This window comes from Pseudomonas sp. PA-4-8C (assembly GCF_021606625.1).
Lineage (GTDB): Bacteria > Pseudomonadota > Gammaproteobacteria > Pseudomonadales > Pseudomonadaceae > Aquipseudomonas > Aquipseudomonas lactis.
On the sequence record NZ_WKCD01000012.1, the window covers coordinates 23,012 to 42,816 of the forward strand.

A 19,805-nucleotide genomic window follows, 5' to 3' on the forward strand; every position below is an offset into this window, starting at 1 on the left:
TGTGCGAAATTTGATTCTTGTAGGGCCGATGGGGGCTGGAAAAAGCACCATCGGCCGTTTGCTGGCCAAAGAGCTGCGCCTGCCATTCAAAGATTCCGACAAGGAAATTGAATTGCGCACGGGTGCCAATATCCCATGGATCTTCGATAAAGAAGGCGAACTGGGCTTTCGTGACCGCGAGCAGGCGATGATTGCCGAGCTGTGCGGCTGCGATGGCGTGGTATTGGCGACTGGCGGTGGCGCCGTCATGCGCGATGAAAACCGTCGGGCGCTGCATGCTGGTGGTCGGGTGGTGTATTTGCACGCATCGGTCGAACAGCAGGTGGGCCGTACCGCCCGTGATCGCAATCGCCCGTTGCTGCGCACCGCCGACCCGGCTAAAACCCTGCGGGATCTGCTGGCGCTGCGCGATCCGCTGTATCGGGAAATCGCCGATCTGGTGGTAGAAACCGATGAGCGGCCACCTCGGATGGTCGTACTCGACATCCTTGAGCGCCTGCAACGGTTGCCACCCCGTTAAAGCCTGGCCCGAAATGCGCTATTCTCGGCGGCGCGCCATCACCTTGTAAGGTATGGCGTAGAGCCACCAAGCGGTGTCGAGATATCGACAGTGCCGGTCGTCACTCCATCTTCAACGCGGGGACACATGCAGACACTTAAGGTCGATCTAGGCGAGCGCAGCTACCCGATCCACATTGGCGCAGGTCTGTTGGACCAGCCCGAACTGCTTGCGCCGCATATTGCCGGCCGGCAGGTGGCGATCATCTCCAACGAAACGGTTGCGCCGCTGTATCTTGAGCGTTTGAGCCGCAGCCTGGCGGCGTACTCGGTGATCTCCGTGGTGTTGCCTGACGGCGAGGCCCACAAAAACTGGGAAACCCTGCAACTGATCTTTGATGGCCTGCTGACCGCACGCCATGACCGTCGAACCACTGTGGTCGCCCTGGGCGGCGGTGTGATTGGCGACATGGCCGGTTTTGCCGCGGCCTGCTACCAGCGCGGCGTGGATTTTATCCAGGTGCCGACCACCTTGCTGTCCCAGGTCGATTCGTCGGTGGGCGGCAAGACCGGTATCAACCACCCGCTGGGCAAGAACATGGTCGGCGCGTTCTATCAGCCCCAAGCTGTGCTGATCGACACTGCTACCCTCAACACCCTGCCACCGCGTGAGCTGTCGGCCGGCCTGGCGGAAGTCATCAAGTACGGGCTGATCTGCGATGAGCCGTTTCTGACCTGGCTGGAAGAGCACATGGACGCCTTGCGCGGCCTCGACCAGGTGGCGCTCACCGAAGCGATTTCCCGCTCCTGCGCGGCCAAGGCGCTGGTGGTCAACGCCGACGAGCGCGAGTCCGGCGTGCGGGCCACGCTGAACCTGGGCCACACCTTCGGCCATGCGATCGAAACGCACATGGGCTATGGTGTGTGGTTGCATGGGGAAGCCGTAGCGGCTGGCACGGTGATGGCATTGGACATGTCGCAGCGCCTGGGCTGGATCAGCGCCCAAGAGCGTGATCGCGGTATCCGCCTGTTCCAGCGCGCCGGTTTGCCGGTTGTTCCGCCTGCGGAGATGACCGAGGCGGATTTCCTTGAACATATGGCGATAGACAAGAAAGTGATCGACGGTCGACTTCGACTGGTACTGCTGCGCCACATGGGCGAAGCCGTGGTGACCGACGATTATCCAAAAGAGATTCTACAGGCCACGCTGGGAGCGGATTACCGCGCCCTGGCCCAGCTCAAAGGTTAATAAGACCCGATGACTAGTTTGCATGCCGACGAGGCGTTCCTCGGCCATTACCACTTGAGCCACGACCCCTTTGCTCCACGGGTGCCGGGTTTCAAATTCTTCCCCGCCCAGCGCAAACCGGTGCTTGGGCAGTTGCATCACCTCGCGCGCTACAGCCAGTTGCTGCTGGTGGTCACCGGCCCTCTGGGCAGCGGCAAGACCTTGCTGCGCCAGGCGCTGGTGGCCAGCACCAACAAACAATCGGTGCAGAGTGTGGTGGTATCGGCCCGCGGTGCCGGTGATGCGGCCGGCGTACTGCGCCAGGTGGCGCAGGCGTTGGACGTCTCCAATGCCGAGCCGAACGCGATTCTCAAGCAAGTGGTGCAGTTGGGCCTGACCGGCCAGGAAGTCTACCTGCTGGTAGACGATGCCGAGCAGCTCGACGAGTCCGCCCTCGAAGCGCTGCTGGCGCTGGCGGCGGGTACGCCGGAAGGTCGCCCGCATGTGTTCCTGTTCGGTGAGTCGTCGCTGATCGCCGATCTGGAGCAGATCAGTGGTGAGCAGGAGCTGTTCCACGTCATCGAGTTGCAGCCGTACGAAGAGGAAGAAACCCGCGAATACCTGGCACAGCGCCTTGAAGGCGCCGGGGCGGGTATCGAACTTTTCACCGCTGCGCAGATCTCTGATATTCACGAAAGCTCCGATGGCTGGCCTGGAAACATCAACCAGGTTGCCCGCGATGCCATGATCGAAGCCATGATTGCCAGCCGCTCTGCGGTCAAGCGTCCAAAGATGGGGTTCACTATGCCTAAGAAGCACGTATTGGCTATTTCCGCCGTTGTCGTGGTCGCTGTTGCCGCCGCCTGGTTGATCCCGGGCCGTAACAAAGCACCGACAACCACCGGCGCGCCAACCGAACAGGCGCAGTTGCCACTGGGCAAGCCCACGCCAAACGTCGAATTTGCCAACTCCGGCCAACCGACCAACCTGCCGATGGTCGGCCAACCTGTGATGCGCGGCCCGCTGGCCGAAGAAGCTGGCGGCATCTCCGAAGGCGACGACGGTGTGCCGGTGGAAGGCTCCAGCGCTACGCCGCCGACCGTGACCACCACCGCACCACCTGCAGGCGTACCGGCCGGTGTGCCAGCGACGCCGGTTGCTCCGGTCGCCAAGCCAGCTCCGACTCCGGCGCCGACCGTTGCCACCGCCAAGCCTGCTCCGGTGACCAAGCCTGTTGCACCGGCGCCAGCCGCCAAACCAGCCCCGGCTGCCAAGCCTGCGGAAAAACCAGCCGCCACCGTTGCCAAGGCCGGCGCTGCTGGCAGCAGCTGGTACAGCAGCCAGCCTACCGGCAACTTTGTGGTACAGATCCTCGGCACCAGCTCCGAAGCCAACGCCCAGGCGTTCGTCAAAGAGCAGGGCGGCCAGTACCGTTATTTCAAGAAAGTGCTCAACGGCAAGCCTCTCTACGTGATCACCTACGGCAGCTTCCCAAGCCGCGCCGCAGCCGATTCTGCCATCAAAGCCTTGCCAGCGAAGGTTCAGGCTGGTAAACCTTGGCCTCGCACTGTTGCCAGCGTTCAACAAGAACTGGCAGCAACTCGCTGAAGATCCGGCGGCCTTACCCAGGCCGCCCTCCCGGCACCTCAAAAAAATCCGCAAGTGCGTGCTGCCCTTACAGGCCGCGCGCTTTGTGGTGTCTGCGCCACAGTAGCTTTTGAGTCGTAGCGGTCAGAATTAAAAAAGTTTTGACTAGCACAGCATATCGCTTTAAACCTTTCATAAATGCGACATAGATTTGCGACATTTCGTCGCTAAATTTGTGAGCGTCTGTGTCGGTGTGTACAATGACCTCCCTTTTGCCCCCGCTAAGCCGGCGTACGTTCGGCGTGGAAGGTAACCGGTTGAATTGAAAAGAAATTTGCCTCGGTAAAAGAGGCAGCCTGGTGAGAAAGTGTCTATGAAAGCAGGTCTGTACCAACCCGATGAATTCAAGGATAACTGCGGTTTCGGCCTGATAGCCCACATGCAGGGCGAGCCCAGTCATACCCTTTTGCAAACGGCCATCGAGGCCCTGACCTGCATGACCCACCGCGGTGGGATCAACGCCGACGGCAAGACCGGTGACGGCTGTGGCTTGCTGATTCAAAAGCCCGACCAGTTCCTGCGCGCTGTCGCTAAAGAGCAATTTGCGGTTGAACTGCCCAAGCAGTACGCCGTGGGTATGGTGTTTTTCAACCAGGACCCGGTAAAAGCCGAAGCCGCTCGCGAGAACATGAACCGCGAGATCGCCGCCGCCGGCCTGCAGATCGTCGGCTGGCGCAAAGTGCCCATCGACACCAGCGTGCTCGGCCGCCTGGCCCTGGAGCGCCTGCCGCAGATCGAACAAGTGTTCATCGCAGGCGATGGCCTGAGCGACCAGGACATGGCGATCAAGCTGTTCACGTCCCGTCGTCGTTCGTCGGTGCTCAACGCCGCCGACACCGACCACTACATCTGCAGCTTTTCCCACAAGACCATCATTTATAAAGGCCTGATGATGCCGGCGGACCTCACCGCCTTCTATCCAGACCTGAGCGATGAGCGCCTGCAAACCGCGATCTGCGTGTTCCACCAGCGCTTCTCCACCAACACCTTGCCGAAATGGCCGCTGGCCCAGCCATTCCGCTTCCTCGCCCACAACGGCGAGATCAATACCATCACCGGCAACCGCAACTGGGCCCAGGCCCGGCGCACCAAGTTCGCCAACGACTTGATGGACCTCGAAGAGCTCGGCCCGCTGGTCAACCGCGTGGGTTCCGACTCCTCCAGCATGGACAACATGCTTGAGCTGATGGTTACCGGCGGCATCGACCTGTTCCGTGGCGTGCGCATGATCATTCCGCCTGCGTGGCAGAACGTCGAGACCATGGACCCGGACCTGCGTGCGTTCTACGAGTACAACTCGATGCACATGGAGCCGTGGGACGGCCCGGCCGGCGTGGTCATGACCGACGGCCGCTACGCGGTGTGCCTGCTCGACCGTAACGGCCTGCGCCCGGCGCGTTGGGTGACCACCACCAACGGTTTCATCACCCTCGCCTCGGAAATCGGCGTGTGGGACTACAAGCCGGAAGACGTGATCGCCAAAGGCCGTGTCGGCCCTGGCCAGATCCTGGCCGTGGACACCGAAACCGGGCAGATCCTCGACACCGACGCCATCGACAACCGTTTGAAGTCGCGTCACCCGTACAAGCAATGGCTGCGCAAGAACGCCCTGCGCATCCAGGCGACCATGGAAGACAACGACCACGGTTCGGCTTTCTATGACGTCGACCAGCTCAAGCAATACATGAAGATGTACCAGGTCACGTTCGAGGAGCGCGACCAGGTGCTGCGCCCCCTCGGTGAGCAAGGCTACGAAGCCGTCGGCTCCATGGGCGACGACACGCCAATGGCCGTGCTGTCCCAGCGCGTGCGCACGCCGTACGACTATTTCCGCCAGCAGTTCGCTCAGGTGACCAACCCACCGATCGACCCGCTGCGTGAAGCCATCGTGATGTCCCTGGAAGTGTGCCTCGGCGCCGAGCGCAACATCTTCCAGGAATCGCCTGAGCATGCCTCGCGCGTGATCCTCAGCTCGCCGGTCATTTCCCCGGCCAAGTGGCGTTCGCTGATGACCCTGGAGCGTCCAGGCTTCGACCGCCAGATCATCGACCTGAACTACGACGAGAGCCTGGGCCTTGAAGCCGCGGTGCGTAACGTTGCTGACCAGGCTGAAGAAGCTGTGCGTGCCGGTCGTACCCAGATCGTACTCACCGACCGCCACATCGCGCCGGGCAAGTTGCCGATCCATGCGTCCCTGGCGACCGGTGCGGTGCACCACCGCCTGACCGAAAAAGGCCTGCGCTGCGACTCCAACATCCTCGTGGAAACCGCCACCGCCCGCGACCCGCATCACTTTGCGGTGCTGATCGGTTTCGGCGCTTCGGCGGTGTATCCGTTCCTGGCGTACGAAGTGTTGGGTGACCTGATCCGTACCGGTGAAGTGCTGGGCGACCTCTACGAGGTGTTCAAGAACTACCGCAAGGGCATCACCAAGGGCCTGCTGAAGATCCTGTCGAAGATGGGCATCTCCACCGTCACCTCGTACCGCGGCGCGCAGTTGTTCGAAGCCATCGGCTTGTCCGAAGAAGTCTGCGAGCTGAGTTTCCGTGGCGTGCCGAGCCGCATCAAGGGCGCGCGTTTCGTCGACATCGAAGCCGAACAGAAAGCCCTGGCCTTGGAGGCCTGGAGCGCGCGCAAGCCGATTCAGCAAGGTGGCCTGCTCAAGTTCGTGCACGGTGGTGAATACCACGCCTACAACCCGGACGTGGTCAACACCCTGCAAGCCGCTGTGCAGCAGGGCGACTACGCCAAGTTCAAGGAATACACGAGCCTGGTGGATAACCGCCCGGTGTCGATGATCCGCGACCTGTTCAAGGTGAAGACCCTGGACACGCCGATGGACATCAGCCAGGTCGAGCCGCTGGAGTCGATCCTCAAGCGCTTCGACTCCGCCGGTATTTCCCTGGGCGCCTTGTCGCCGGAAGCTCACGAGGCCCTGGCCGAAGCCATGAACCGCCTGGGGGCGCGTTCCAACTCCGGCGAAGGCGGCGAAGACCCGGCGCGCTATGGCACGCTCAAAAGCTCGAAAATCAAGCAGGTGGCCACCGGCCGTTTCGGCGTGACCCCGGAGTACCTGGTGAATGCCGAGGTGCTGCAGATCAAGGTGGCCCAAGGCGCCAAGCCGGGTGAGGGTGGTCAACTGCCAGGCGGCAAGGTCAACGGCCTGATCGCCAAGCTGCGTTACGCCGTACCGGGCGTGACCCTTATTTCGCCACCGCCGCACCACGACATCTACTCGATTGAAGACTTGTCGCAGCTGATCTTCGACCTCAAACAAGTCAACCCGCAGGCCCTGGTCTCGGTGAAACTGGTGGCAGAAGCCGGCGTCGGCACCATTGCCGCCGGTGTGGCCAAGGCCTATGCCGACCTGATCACCATCTCCGGCTACGATGGCGGCACCGGCGCTTCGCCGCTGACCTCGATCAAGTACGCCGGTGCACCGTGGGAACTCGGCCTGGCCGAAACCCACCAGACCCTGCGCGGCAACGATCTGCGCGGCAAGGTGCGAGTACAGACCGACGGCGGCCTGAAAACCGGCCTCGATGTGATCAAGGCCGCGATCCTCGGCGCCGAAAGCTTCGGCTTCGGCACTGCGCCCATGATCGCCCTGGGCTGCAAATACCTGCGTATCTGCCACCTGAACAACTGCGCTACCGGCGTAGCGACTCAGAACGAAAAACTGCGCAAGGATCACTACATCGGCACCGTCGACATGGTGGTGAATTTCTTCACCTACGTCGCCGAAGAAACCCGTGAGTGGCTGGCCAAGCTGGGCGTACGTTCTCTGGAAGAGCTGATCGGTCGCACCGACCTGTTGGACATCCTCGAAGGCCAGACCGCCAAGCAACAACATCTGGACCTCACGCCGCTGTTGGGCAGCGATCACATCCCGGCAGACAAGCCACAATTCTGCCAGGTGGACCGCAACCCACCGTTCGACAAAGGCCTGCTGGCCGAGAAAATGGTCGAAATGGCCGGCTCCTCGATCAACGACGCCAGCGGTGGCGAATTCGCGCTGGATATCTGCAACTGCGATCGTTCCATCGGCGCACGCATCTCCGGCGAAATCGCGCGCGAGCACGGCAACCAGGGCATGGCGAAAGCGCCGATTACCTTCCGCTTCAAGGGCACTGCGGGCCAGAGCTTCGGCGTGTGGAACGCCGGTGGCCTGCACATGTACCTGGAAGGCGACGCCAACGACTACGTGGGCAAGGGCATGACCGGCGGCAAGCTGGTCATCGTCCCGCCGGCTGGCAGCGTGTACAAGACCCAGGACAGTGCCATCATCGGCAACACCTGCTTGTACGGCGCCACCGGTGGCAAGCTGTTTGCCGCAGGTACTGCCGGTGAGCGTTTCGCCGTGCGTAACTCCGGTGCCCACACCGTGGTGGAAGGCACTGGCGATCACTGCTGCGAGTACATGACCGGAGGCTTTGTCGCAGTACTGGGCAAGACCGGTTACAACTTCGGTTCGGGCATGACCGGCGGTTTCGCCTACGTGCTCGACCAGGACAACACCTTCGTCGACAAGGTCAACCACGAGTTGGTCGAGATCCAGCGCATCAGCGGCGAAGCCATGGAATCCTACCGGAACCACTTGCAGCACGTGCTGGACGAGTACGTCGAGGAAACCGGCAGCGAATGGGGTCGCAACCTCGCCGAAAACCTCGATGATTACCTGCGTCGTTTCTGGCTGGTCAAGCCCAAGGCTGCCAACCTGAAATCGTTGCTTTCCAGCATCCGTGCCAACCCGCAGTGATATGCGCCTGAACAGTTTGATGAGGTTTTAACATGGCTGAACGTCTGAATAACGACTTCCAGTTCATCGATGTCGGGCGCAAAGATCCGAAGAAGAAACTGTTGCGTCAACGCAAGAAAGAGTTCGTGGAGATCTACGAACCCTTCAAACCCCAACACTCGGCCGACCAGGCCCACCGCTGCCTGGGGTGCGGTAACCCGTATTGCGAATGGAAGTGCCCGGTGCACAACTTCATTCCCAACTGGCTCAAACTGGTGGCCGAGGGCAACATCCTCGCCGCCGCCGAGTTGTCGCACCAGACCAACACCCTGCCGGAAGTCTGCGGCCGGGTGTGCCCGCAAGACCGCTTGTGTGAAGGGGCCTGCACCCTCAACGACGGTTTCGGCGCGGTAACCATCGGCTCGGTGGAGAAGTACATCACCGATACGGCGTTCGCCATGGGCTGGCGCCCGGACATGTCCAAGGTCAAGCCGACTGGCAAGCGCGTCGCGATCATCGGCGCAGGCCCGGCGGGCCTTGGGTGTGCTGACGTGTTGGTGCGTGGCGGCGTGACCCCGGTGGTGTTCGACAAGAACCCGGAAATCGGTGGCCTGCTGACCTTCGGTATCCCCGAGTTCAAGCTGGAAAAAACCGTACTGAGCCACCGTCGTGAAGTGTTCACCGGCATGGGTATCGAGTTCCGCCTCAATACTGAGATCGGCAAAGACATCACCATGGAGCAACTGCTCGCCGAATACGATGCGGTGTTCATGGGCATGGGCACCTACACCTACATGAAGGGCGGCTTTGCCGGTGAGGACTTGCCGGGCGTGTATGACGCGCTCGACTTCCTGATCGCCAACGTCAACCGCAACCTGGGCTTTGAAAAGTCGCCGGAAGACTTCGTCGACATGAAGGGCAAGAAGGTCGTGGTGCTGGGCGGTGGCGACACCGCGATGGACTGCAACCGCACCTCGATCCGCCAGGGCGCCAAGTCGGTGACCTGTGCTTATCGCCGTGACGAAGCCAACATGCCCGGCTCGCGCAAAGAGGTGAAGAACGCCAAGGAAGAAGGCGTGAAATTCCTCTACAACCGCCAGCCGATCGCTATTGTCGGTGAAGACCGTGTGGAAGGTGTGAAGGTGGTCGAGACCCGTCTCGGCGAACCGGATGCCCGTGGGCGTCGCAGCCCCGAGCCGATCCCGGGTTCCGAAGAGATCATCCCGGCCGACGCCGTGGTCATCGCCTTCGGCTTCCGCCCAAGCCCGGCGCCGTGGTTTGAGCAGTTCGAAATCCAGACCGACAGCCAGGGCCGCGTTGTAGCCCCGGAACAAGGCCAGTACAAGCACCAGACCAGCAACCCGAAAATCTTCGCCGGTGGCGACATGGTGCGCGGGTCTGACCTGGTGGTCACCGCGATCTTCGAAGGCCGTAACGCCGCCGAAGGCATCCTGGACTACCTGCAAGTCTGATGATCGTTCCCACGCTCCGCGTGGGAATGCCGCCAGGGACGCTCCGCGTCCCGAACAGCATGACGCGGAGCGTCACAGGAGGCGTTACCACGCGGAGCGTGGGAACGATCCTGCGGCGGCATTGCCGCGACAAATTGACCCGATAGACAAAAGGCACGGTGCATTCCGTGCCTTTTGCGTCGCGCTCTGAGAAAATGCCCGCACTTTTTTTGCGGATGCCGACATGACTGCCCTCAAGAACGACCGTTTCCTTCGTGCCCTGCTCAAGCAACCCGTAGACGTCACCCCGGTGTGGATGATGCGTCAAGCTGGTCGCTACCTGCCGGAATACCGCGCCAGTCGCGCCAATGCGGGCGATTTCATGAGCCTGTGCATGAACCCGGAGTTCGCCTGCGAAGTCACGATGCAGCCGCTGGACCGCTACCCACAACTGGACGCGGCCATCCTCTTCTCCGATATCCTCACCATCCCCGACGCCATGGGCCAAGGCCTGTACTTCGAAACCGGCGAAGGCCCGCGTTTCAAGAAGGTCGTCAGCACCCTGGCCGATATCGAAGCCCTGCCGATTCCTGATCCACACAAAGACCTGGGCTACGTGATGGACGCCGTGAGCACCATCCGCCGCGAGCTCAACGGCCGCGTGCCGCTGATCGGCTTCTCCGGCAGCCCATGGACCCTGGCCACCTACATGGTCGAAGGCGGCTCGTCGAAAGACTTCCGCAAGACCAAGGCCATGCTCTACGACAACCCGCAAGCCATGCACCTGTTGCTGGACAAGCTGGCGCAGTCGGTCACGTCCTACCTCAACGGCCAGATCATGGCCGGTGCGCAAGCGGTGCAGATCTTCGATACCTGGGGCGGCAACCTGTCGGCGGCGGCGTACCAGGAATTCTCCCTGGCCTACATGCGCAAGATCGTCAGCGGCCTGATCCGTGAACACGAAGGCCGCAAGGTGCCGGTGATCATGTTCACCAAAGGCGGCGGCCTGTGGCTGGAAAGCATCGCCGACGCGGGCGCGGATGCACTGGGCCTGGATTGGACCTGTGACCTCGGCGAAGCGCGCCGTCGCGTCGGCAACCAGGTGGCCCTGCAAGGCAACATGGACCCGACCGTGCTGTACGCCAAGCCAGAAGCGATCCGCGCCGAAGTAGGGCGCATCCTGGCTAGCTACGGCAAAGGCAGTGGCCACGTGTTCAACCTTGGCCACGGTATCACACCGGAAGTGAACCCGGAGCACGCGGGTGCGTTCTTGCGCGCAGTGCACGAACTGTCGGCGCAGTACCACGAGTAAAACGCAAAACAAACTGTGGGAGCTGGCTTGCCTGCGATGGCGGCGGCGAATTCAACACCGCCATCGCAGGCAAGCCAGCTCCCACATAAAGCCAATCGCGTCAGGTCTGCATATTCCCCAGTGGCGGCAACTTCGCCAGCTTCAACGCCACCAGCAACGCGCCGATCAGTAGCGCGATAATGAATCCGCCAATCCCGTTCCACCCGGCAAAATGCCAGAAGAACCCTCCCGCCGTCCCGGCAATGCTCGACCCCACGTAGTAGCAGAACAAGTAGAGCGACGACGCCTGCCCCTTGGCTTTCACCGCACGGCGGCCGATCCAGCTGCTGGCGACCGAGTGGGCGCCGAAGAACCCGAAGGTGAACACCAGCATGCCTGGCACCACCAGCCACAACGGGGTGAACAGTGTCAGGGCGATGCCGGCGAGCATCAGCACGATGGTAGCCCACAGCACCCGACGGCGACCGAGGCGGTCGGCCAGGGAGCCGATCTTGGCCGAGCTGTAGATGCCCGACAGGTACACCACTGATAGCAGGCCGACCACCGCCTGGCTCAGCTCATAGGGTGAGGCCAGCAGGCGATAGCCGATGTAGTTGAACATCGTCACGAAGGCGCCCATCAGCAGGAAGGCTTCAAGGAACAGCCACGGTAGGCCGGCGTCCTTGAAGTGCATGACGAAGCCGTCCACCAGGCTGCGCGGCTTGAGGCTGCTGGCGCGGAAGTTGCGCGATTCGGGGAGGATCTTCCAGAACACCGTGGCAGCGATCAACGCCAGGGCACCGATGATCAGCATTGCGGTGTGCCAGCTGACAAAATCGATCAATACGCCGATGATCAGGCGCCCGCTCATGCCGCCAATCGCATTGCCGCCGATATACAGGCCCATGGCCAGGCCGATGTGCTGCGGGTGGATCTCTTCGCTGAGGTAGGTCATGGCCACGGCGGCCAGGCCGCTCAAGGACAGGCCCACCAGTGCGCGCATCAACAGGATGCCCTCCCAGCTCGGCATCAAGCCGCTGGCGATGGTGGCCAGCGCCGCACAGAACAACGCGGCAACCATCACCGGCTTGCGCCCCAGCCTGTCGGATATCGGCCCGGTGATCAGCAGGCCGCAGGCGAGCATCGCGGTGGCGACGGACAGAATCAGGCTGCTTTGCGCCGCATTGATGGAAAATTCATGGGACAGCGCCGGCATCATCGGCTGCACGCAATACAACAAGGCAAACGTGGCGAAGCCGCCGGAGAACAGCGCCAGCACCGTGCGCATGAACATCGGCGTGCCTTTTTCGATGTACGCGTCATTAAGCTGCGCCACCACCTCATCGAGGGCTGAGGGCGGGGTGTGTTGGGCAAGTGGAGCAACAGCAGGATTCACGGGGGACCTCGGGGAGGAAAGTCTGCCAGGACTGACAATGCAAAAAAGAATATAGCTGGCTAATGATTCTTTCCAATATATTGTTCGACCTGTTTGATAGTTTTTACGACCTAATGAGGCTTGCATGGAATTCCGCCATTTGCGCTACTTCATCGCCGTTGCCGAAGAACTGCACTTCGGCCGCGCCGCGCAGGTGCTGGGCATCTCGCAGCCACCCCTGAGCCAGCAGATCCAGGCGCTGGAACACGAGCTGGGCGCACGCTTGTTCGAGCGCACCAATCGTCGGGTCGAGCTGAGCGAGGCAGGGCGCTTGTTCTTGCAAGAGGCACGCTTGGTACTGGCCCAGGTCGACAAGGCGGCAGATGTGGCGCGGCGTGCGCAGTTGGGCGAGCTGGGTGAGTTGAAGATCGGCTTCACCTCGTCTGCGCCGTTCAACGCGAGCATTCCCCGGGCGATCTTTGCCTTCCGCCAGGCATTCCCGGCGGTGCATCTGAACTTGCAAGAAATGAGTAGCACCCAAGTGGCCGAGTCGCTGGTGGATGAGTCGATTCAGGTGGGGCTGATGCGGCCTTTGCCCTTGCCCGACTCACTGAGCGTGGTCGAGTTGATGCGCGAACACTTGGTAGCGGTACTGAGCGCCGGCCACCCGTTGGCCCAGGGCAGCGAGCGCGGCTTGCACCTGGAGCAATTGGCCGAGGAGCCTTTTGTGTTCTTCCCGCGCAGTTACGGCAGCGGCCTGTACGCACAATTGCTCAACCTGGCTCGCGACGCCGGGTTCAGCCCGCACTTTGCCCAGGAAGCAGGGGAAGCAATGACCATCATCGGCCTGGTGGCGGCGGGGTTGGGGGTGTCGGTGTTGCCGGCGTCTTACCAGCGCATCCGCATTGACGGCGTGGTCTATCGCACCTTGCTCGACCCGCAGGCGGTGACGGCGGTGTGGCTGGTGCAGCGTAAGGGCGCGCAAACGCCGATGGCGAAAGGGTTTGTGGAGTTGTTGACGCGTAAGGCCGCTCAATAACCTGTGGCGAGGGAGCAAGCTCCCTCGCCACAGGGGGGTCAGTTTTGGGGCGAAGTATTTGCTTCATTCACGCTGTAAGTACGCAGCCCCGCCAGAATATCCCGATCCAGCATGCTCACCCAACGGTTGTAGTTGCGATGGATCTTGCCGTCCTTGTAGCCCAGGTCGCGGCTGTCGCGGTAGGTGATGGCGTAGCTGTTGCGGGTGTAGCGGATGTCGATGGCGGCGTAGAACTGGCCGCGCACGGTGATCTCGGCCTGCACCAGTTGTGGGCTCAGGCGTTGTACCGTCCACTCGCGTTTTTGCAGAGCGGCGACGATCACTTGCTTCATTTTTTCTTCGCTGACCTGGCTTGTGGCCGGTAACTCGTGCTGGGTGTTGAGCACCGGTTTGCTGGTGCAGCCAGCCGTGGTCAGCAGGGCCAGGGTGATCAGGGTAGCGCGTAGCAGGGAAGACATTCCGTTCTCTCCAGTCGATTAAAAAGTCAGGCCCAGCGGCGGAAGATCAACGAGGTGTTGACGCCGCCGAAGGCAAAGTTGTTGTTCATCACGTAGTCGTTGTGCATCTGGCGAAAGCCACCTTGCAGGTAGTCCAGCTCGCCGCATTGCGGGTCGACCGCGTCCAGGTTGAAGGTGTGCACGTACTGGTCGCGGTTCATCATCTCGATGCTGAACCACGACTCCAACGCCCCGCACGCACCCAGGGTGTGCCCCAGGAAACTTTTCTGCGAACTGATCGGCATGCGGCTGCCAAACAGGCTGCTGGTGGCCAGGGTTTCGGCGATGTCGCCCTGATCGGTGGCCGTGCCGTGGCCGTTCACGTAGCCGATGGCGGACGGTTCAAGACCTGCGTCTTCCAGGGCCAGCTCCATGGCGCGGCGCATGGTTTTCTGTTCCGGGCGGGTGGTGTGCTGGCCGTCGGCGTTGCTGCCGAAGCCGACCAGCTCCGCATGAATATGCGCGCCTCGCGCGAGTGCGTGCTCCAACTCTTCGAGCACCAACATGCCGCCACCTTCACCGATCACCAGGCCGTCGCGGCCGCTGTCGTAGGGGCGCGGGCTGGTTTGCGGCGCATCGTTTTTCAGGCTGGTGGCGTACAACGCATCGAACACCATGGCTTCGGTGGGGCACAGTTCTTCCGCGCCGCCTGCGAGCATCAACGGCAGACGCCCGAACTTGATCGCCTCATAGGCGTAGCCAATGCCCTGGCTGCCGCTGGTGCAGGCGCTGGAGGTGGGAATCAGCCGGCCGGTGAGGCCAAAAAAAATGCTGATATTCGCCGCCGTGGTGTGCGGCATCATGCGCACATAAGAGTTGGCATTGAGCCCCTCGGCCACCGAGTTGAGCAGCATATTACCGAACGCCTTGATCACATCGGTGCTGCCGGTGGACGAACCACAGGCCACGCCCATGCGCCCGTCCTTGATCGACTCGTCACCGAGCAAGCCGGCGTCCTGCAAGGCCTGCTCTGCTGCCCACACCGCCAGGCGCGAGACGCGGCCCATGCTGCGCAGCTGCTTGCGCGTCCAGTGCGCGGGCACGACGAAATCGTCGATAGGGCCGGCCAGGCGCGTGTTCAACTCGGTGAAACGGTCCCACTCATCCATGCGCCGGATGCCGCTGCGGTTGGCGCGAAAGTTCGCGGCGATGGTGTCCCAGTCGCTGCCCAGGGAGGTCACGCCGGCCATGCCGGTGACGACAACGCGCTTCATCAGCACAGGCCCCCGTTCACGGCCAGCACCTGGCGCGTGATATAGCTGGCTTCGGCGGACATCAGGAAATTCACTGCGCCAGCGACTTCTTCCGGCGTGCCCATGCGTTGGGCCGGGATCATTTTCATCAGTTCTTCTACCGGTACGTTTTCATCCAGCATCGCGGTGTCGATCAGGCCCGGCGCCACGCAGTTGACGGTGATCTTGCGCTTGCCCAATTCGATGGCCAGCGCCTTGGCTGCGCCGATCAAGCCGGCTTTGGACGCGCTGTAGTTGACCTGGCCGCGGTTGCCGATCAAGCCGGACACCGAGGTGATGCACACGATACGCCCGGCGGCGCGGCGCCGGATCATCGGCATCATCACCGGGTGCAGCACATTGTAGAAACCATCCAGGTTGGTGCGCATCACCACATCCCAATCGTCTTCCGACAGGGCAGGAAAGGCGCCGTCGCGGGTCAGGCCGGCATTGAGCACCACGCCGTAATAGGCGCCATGCTGCTCCACATCGGTTTCAAGGATCTCTTTGCACGCAGCGCGATCCGCCACGTCGAACTGCAGCACGCGGGCCTTGCGCCCCAGGGCTTGGACCTCGAGCTGTACCGCGTCGGCTTCGGCACGGCCGCTGCGGCAATGCAGCACGATGTCATGGCCGGCCTGGGCCAGGCGCAGGGCAATGGCGCGACCGATGCCACGGCTGGAGCCGGTGACCAGTACGGATTCAGTCATGGCGTTTCGTCCTTCGATTCAGCTAAATAGTTGGCCGCCTGGGGCGGTCGAAATACGTTCAAGCGCGCGCTGGCCTGGATGCCGTCGCCGGTGAGGTGGCATTCGAACACACCCATGCCGTTGTCGTCTTCCAGGGAGCGCAGGCCGTGGATGTTCAGTTCGGCGCCGGCCGCAAAGTGCTCCACGTTGCACTCGAACTTACGTGTGCCCAACAGGAAGCCCAGCTCCACGGCCTTGCCTTGCTGGCGTGCATGGCAACCGGCATAGGCGGCGACGCTTTGCGCCATCAGCTCGATGCCGACCCAGGCCGGCAAGCTGCCGTCTGCACGATTGAACAGGCCGCCGGGCTTGACGGTGACGCGGGTGTGAATCTGCTCTTCATCGAACGACAGCACCTGGTCGATCAGGATCATGTCGCCCGCGTGGGGCAGCAGTTCGGCGAGTGGCCAATCGATCATGGGGCCTCTGCGATTATCAGGCTGACATTGTTACCGCCGAAGGCAAACGAGTTGCTCATCAGGCAGGGTTTTTTCAAGGTGTCGCCACTGCGCACCCATTGCAACGCGGGCATAGCCGGGTCGGGGTGGCCGTCCCATACATGCGGTGGCAGCAGGCGATGGGTCAGGCTCAGCCAGCAGAACGCGGCTTCCAGGGCCCCGGCCGCGCCGAGGGTGTGGCCGGTCATGGGCTTGGTCGACGAGCAGGCGACGCCGCCGGGAAACAGGCTGGCGACTGCCAGGCTTTCCATGGCGTCGTTATGTTGGGTCGCGGTGCCGTGCAGGTTCAGGTAGCCGATCTGCTCGGGCGAAAGTTTTGCACTGGCCAGGGCCTTGCGCATGGCCAGCAACGCGCCCTTGCCGCCGGGCTCGGGCGCGGAGATATGGTGCGCGTCGCAACTGGCACCGCTGCCCAGCAGGGCAACCGGTGCCGGCTCGCGGCTCATCAGGAACAGCACCGCCGCTTCACCGATATTGATGCCGTTGCGGTTCACCGAGAACGGATTACAGCGCTCGGCAGACACGGCTTCCAGCGCGGTAAACCCGTTCAGCGTCAGCTTGCACAGGCTGTCCACACCGCCGCAGATCACCGCATCGCACACCCCCAGGTCCAACAGGCGCTGGGCACTCATCAATGCACGGGCGCTGGAGGTGCAGGCGGTGGAAATCACATAGGCCGGGCCGCTCACGTTCAACCAGTCGGCGAGGAAGTTGGCCGGGGCGCTGAGTTCCTGTTGCTGGTAATCGTAGTCAGCGGGGAACTGCGTGTTTTGCAGGTAATGGGCAATGCCACGGCTGGCTTCGTCAATGCCCGAGGTGCTGGTGCCGAGCACAACCCCGACCCGGCCAGGGCCGTAGGTCTGGATGGCCTGACGAATCTCATCCTTGATCTGCAGCGCCGCTTCCAGCAGCAACTGGTTATTGCGGCTGCTTTGCTCGGCCAGCTCTGGGGGCAGGCTTGCCAGCTCGCCCTGTACGGCGGCCACCGGCACTACGCGCTCCGGCACCCAGCCGCTTTCGGCGCGCATGCCTGAGCAATCGCCGGCGAACAGGTTACGGCTGACCTCGGCCTGGCCACGGCCAAGGGCACAGATCACGCCAAGGGCATTGAGGTAGGCGGTCATCGGCTCACACCCAGCGGGGTGATGCGGTAACTCAGCGGCTGGCCGGCCATGTTCACGCTGAACACCTCGGAAGACTGATAGATGATTTGCCAGTGGCCCGGCAGCGTGCGCGTCAGGTCCATGGCCTGGGCAGTCGGATACAACGCCGGTACGTCACCGGGCGCGGTGAGGGCAAACAGCAGCGCGGCAAACAGCGTGCGCGCCTGGGGGTTGGGCGGCAGCAAGCCGTCTGCCTGCCACTGCCCATCGAGCAGTTTTTGCCGGGCCAGGGGAATGCCCAGCGGGTCCATCATCGACCAGCGAAGCGCTTGGCCTTCGCGCTGGATCACCAGCAGCCAGTCCTGGCTCTGGCCGTCTGCCAGGCGCTGCACATGCAATTGCATCGGCAAGGTCAGCGCCGGCATTTTCTCCGGTAGCGGCGCCTGGCTGGCGCAGGCGCCGAGCAGCAGCAGGCAACTTATCAACAGCAGGCGCATCATGGGGCCGCATTCTCCACAGGTTTACGCGCTACGCAGTTGACCAGGGTTTCCTCGCGCTGGCCCACGGGTGGTGCCTTGCGCAGGCCCCAGCGTTCCAGCAGGCCGAAGTCACTGGAACGGCTCCACCACAAGTAAGGGTACGAAATGTTCTGTGCAGCGAACTCAAAGCCCTGCTCGCGCAGCATCTCCAAGTACTCTTCGGCGCTCTTTTGCACATGCATCGGGTGGCGGAACAGCCAGCGAATCACCCAGGTGTCGATGTAGGCTTCGGTGGATTCGGCAAACAGCAGATAGCCGCCCGGCTTGAGCACCCGATAGAACTCCTTGAGTGCGCGATGTTGTTCCACCAGATGATGGAAGGTCTGGTGGCAGAACAGGATATCGACGCTGGCATCCGGCACGTTGAGGGTCGCGCAGTCGCTGCCGATCAGTTCGACGTCCAGCCCCAGGCGCGCAGCTTCTTCGCGGCTCAGTGCCAGGCTGTGGGGGTCGGCATCCAGGCCGATCAGGCGCGAAGGTGCGAACACCTGATGCAGCAACTGGAAGGATTTGCCCTGGCCGCAACCAGCATCCAACAACACCGGCGCTACCGGTAGCGGCTCGCTGAACAGGCTGCGCAGGTCATTGATCGCCACGCGCAACACGTGATGCTGCCAGGTATGGCTGCGCAGGAACCAGAAACCGAACTTGGTTTCTTCGACGTAGTTTTGACTCAGGTAGTTTTTTTCAACGCCAGGGCTGCTCATACCGCTTCACTCGCACAAATATCCGACAACATCCGCAAGCGCCGCTTCGGCTCGCTGACAAACGGGTTGCGTTCATCCCAGGCGTAACCGGCCAGGATTGAGCTGATCATGCGGCGAATCTCCGGTGAACTGCCAGGATGGAAAATCACGTCCTGGAACGTGCCCGCATACCAGCCTTCGACGTAGCAACGGAAGGTATCGACACCGCGCTTGAGCGGCTCGGCAAACTCGGTTTGCCAGTCCACCGTTTCGCCGCTCAATTGGCGGTGCAGCACACCCGCGGCCATGCTCGCCGAACGCATGGCAATGGTCACGCCGGAAGAGAACACCGGGTCGAGGAATTCCGCCGCGTTGCCCAGCAGCGCAAAACCTGGGCCGTGCAGGGTTTTGACGTTGGCCGCGTAGCCGCCGATCGTGCGCGCCGGGGTGTCCCACACGGCATTTTGCAGCACGCCGGACAGGCTTGGGGTTTGCTCGATAAAGCAGCGCAGGCAGGCGTCGAGGTCGCTGCCCGCGCCCTCGAAATGCTCCTTGGCCGCGACCACGCCCACCGAGCAACGGCCGTTACTGAACGGGATGGTCCAGAACCAGATATCGCGCTTGGTCGGGTGAGTGGTCACCAGGATTTTGCTGCGGTCAAAGCCTGGGTGTTCGATACGGTCTTCGACGTGGGTGAATACGGCCTGGCGCAGCGGGAAATTCGACGGTGCTTCCAGGTCCAGCAGGCGTGGCAACACACGGCCATAGCCACTGGCATCGAGCACGAACCTGGCCTTGAGGTGGTACTCACTGCCATTCTGGCGGCGCACATGCAAATACCGGCTCTCGGCAGAAAAATCCACGCCGACAATGGTTTGGCCATAGCGGATTTCCACGCCTTGCAGCGCCGCCTGGTCGGCCAGCAACTTGTCGAACTCGCCGCGCTGCACCTGGAAGGTGGTGGGCTTGCCGTTGCTGAAGGTATCGCTGAAATCAAAGGCACTGTAGCGCTCGCCCCAGGCGAATGCGGCGCCGGTTTTTACCTGGAAGCCAGCCGCTTGCACTGCGTCGAGCATGCCGGCTTCTTCGATAAAATCGATGCAGTGTGACAGCAGGCTTTCGCCAATCGAGAAGCGCGGGAAATGCTCGCGCTCGATGATCAATACATCATGCCCTTTGCGCTTTAACAGCGCGGCCGCGATGGCACCGGAAGGCCCGGCACCGATCACCACCACCTGGCGACGTTCCATTTCAACTGTGGGCACGAGGGCTCC

The 19,805-nt window shown here is 62.2% G+C and carries 16 protein-coding genes; 7 read left to right on the forward strand and 9 right to left on the reverse strand.

Annotated features, from left to right (window positions below):
- Nucleotide 1 precedes the first annotated feature (1 nt).
- The 6 genes from aroK (at nt 2) to hemE (ending at nt 10,874) form a co-directional block, all read left to right on the forward strand.
- On the forward strand, nt 2-520 hold the full coding sequence (aroK, locus tag GIW04_RS04060) for a shikimate kinase AroK (RefSeq protein WP_003187914.1): 519 nt from the start codon (nt 2-4) through the stop codon (nt 518-520).
- Between the two features lie 126 nt (nt 521-646).
- Nucleotides 647-1,747: a 3-dehydroquinate synthase gene (gene aroB / locus GIW04_RS04065; protein WP_069556714.1), complete on the forward strand. Its 1,101-nt coding sequence runs from the start codon at nt 647-649 to the stop codon at nt 1,745-1,747.
- 9 nt (nt 1,748-1,756) lie between these two features.
- Nucleotides 1,757-3,334: an SPOR domain-containing protein gene (locus GIW04_RS04070; protein WP_057709582.1), complete on the forward strand. Its 1,578-nt coding sequence runs from the start codon at nt 1,757-1,759 to the stop codon at nt 3,332-3,334.
- 352 nt (nt 3,335-3,686) lie between these two features.
- Nucleotides 3,687-8,132: a glutamate synthase large subunit gene (gltB, locus tag GIW04_RS04075; RefSeq protein ID WP_094774364.1), complete on the forward strand. Its 4,446-nt coding sequence runs from the start codon at nt 3,687-3,689 to the stop codon at nt 8,130-8,132.
- Between the two features lie 32 nt (nt 8,133-8,164).
- Nucleotides 8,165-9,583: an FAD-dependent oxidoreductase gene (locus tag GIW04_RS04080; protein ID WP_003187920.1), complete on the forward strand. Its 1,419-nt coding sequence runs from the start codon at nt 8,165-8,167 to the stop codon at nt 9,581-9,583.
- A 223-nt stretch (nt 9,584-9,806) separates the two neighbouring features.
- Entirely contained in the window at nt 9,807-10,874 is a 1,068-nt protein-coding gene (gene hemE / locus GIW04_RS04085) for a uroporphyrinogen decarboxylase (protein ID WP_003187922.1), read from the forward strand.
- A 100-nt stretch (nt 10,875-10,974) separates the two neighbouring features.
- Here the strand turns inward: hemE and GIW04_RS04090 are convergent, their stop codons facing one another.
- A complete protein-coding gene (locus GIW04_RS04090) occupies nt 10,975-12,192 on the reverse strand; it encodes an MFS transporter (protein WP_236313509.1) in 1,218 nt (405 codons plus the stop codon).
- Nucleotides 12,193-12,373: 181 nt separating this feature from the next.
- Here GIW04_RS04090 and GIW04_RS04095 point away from each other — a divergent pair, with 181 nt between their 5' ends.
- Nucleotides 12,374-13,267 (forward strand): LysR family transcriptional regulator, encoded by an 894-nt coding sequence (locus GIW04_RS04095; RefSeq protein ID WP_120247912.1) that lies wholly within the window; start codon nt 12,374-12,376, stop codon nt 13,265-13,267.
- A 38-nt stretch (nt 13,268-13,305) separates the two neighbouring features.
- On the opposite strand, the gene GIW04_RS04100 is transcribed toward GIW04_RS04095, so the two are convergent.
- From GIW04_RS04100 to GIW04_RS04135, 8 genes are read right to left on the reverse strand one after another with little or no spacing between them, the layout of a single operon-like run.
- A complete protein-coding gene (locus tag GIW04_RS04100) occupies nt 13,306-13,725 on the reverse strand; it encodes a hypothetical protein (RefSeq protein WP_003187927.1) in 420 nt (139 codons plus the stop codon).
- A 26-nt stretch (nt 13,726-13,751) separates the two neighbouring features.
- Nucleotides 13,752-14,978, reverse strand: a complete 1,227-nt coding sequence (locus GIW04_RS04105) for a beta-ketoacyl-ACP synthase (RefSeq protein WP_236270078.1) — start codon at nt 14,976-14,978, stop codon at nt 13,752-13,754.
- Complete coding sequence (fabG, locus tag GIW04_RS04110; RefSeq protein WP_094774362.1) at nt 14,978-15,706, reverse strand: 3-oxoacyl-ACP reductase FabG; 729 nt, start codon at nt 15,704-15,706, stop codon at nt 14,978-14,980. The genes GIW04_RS04105 and fabG overlap by 1 nt, the downstream gene beginning before the upstream one ends.
- Nucleotides 15,703-16,164, reverse strand: a complete 462-nt coding sequence (locus GIW04_RS04115) for a hotdog family protein (RefSeq protein ID WP_003187930.1) — start codon at nt 16,162-16,164, stop codon at nt 15,703-15,705. The genes fabG and GIW04_RS04115 overlap by 4 nt, the downstream gene beginning before the upstream one ends.
- Nucleotides 16,161-17,327: a beta-ketoacyl-[acyl-carrier-protein] synthase family protein gene (locus GIW04_RS04120; protein ID WP_003187932.1), complete on the reverse strand. Its 1,167-nt coding sequence runs from the start codon at nt 17,325-17,327 to the stop codon at nt 16,161-16,163. Before GIW04_RS04120 ends, GIW04_RS04115 begins: the two co-directional genes overlap by 4 nt.
- Complete coding sequence (locus tag GIW04_RS04125; RefSeq protein WP_120247913.1) at nt 17,324-17,806, reverse strand: hypothetical protein; 483 nt, start codon at nt 17,804-17,806, stop codon at nt 17,324-17,326. The genes GIW04_RS04120 and GIW04_RS04125 overlap by 4 nt, the downstream gene beginning before the upstream one ends.
- Nucleotides 17,803-18,552 carry a class I SAM-dependent methyltransferase gene (locus GIW04_RS04130; protein ID WP_034134715.1) on the reverse strand — a complete coding sequence of 250 codons (750 nt, stop codon included), beginning with the start codon at nt 18,550-18,552 and terminating at the stop codon, nt 17,803-17,805. The genes GIW04_RS04125 and GIW04_RS04130 overlap by 4 nt, the downstream gene beginning before the upstream one ends.
- Entirely contained in the window at nt 18,549-19,796 is a 1,248-nt protein-coding gene (locus tag GIW04_RS04135) for an NAD(P)/FAD-dependent oxidoreductase (RefSeq protein ID WP_034134716.1), read from the reverse strand. The genes GIW04_RS04130 and GIW04_RS04135 overlap by 4 nt, the downstream gene beginning before the upstream one ends.
- Nucleotides 19,797-19,805 lie beyond the last annotated feature (9 nt).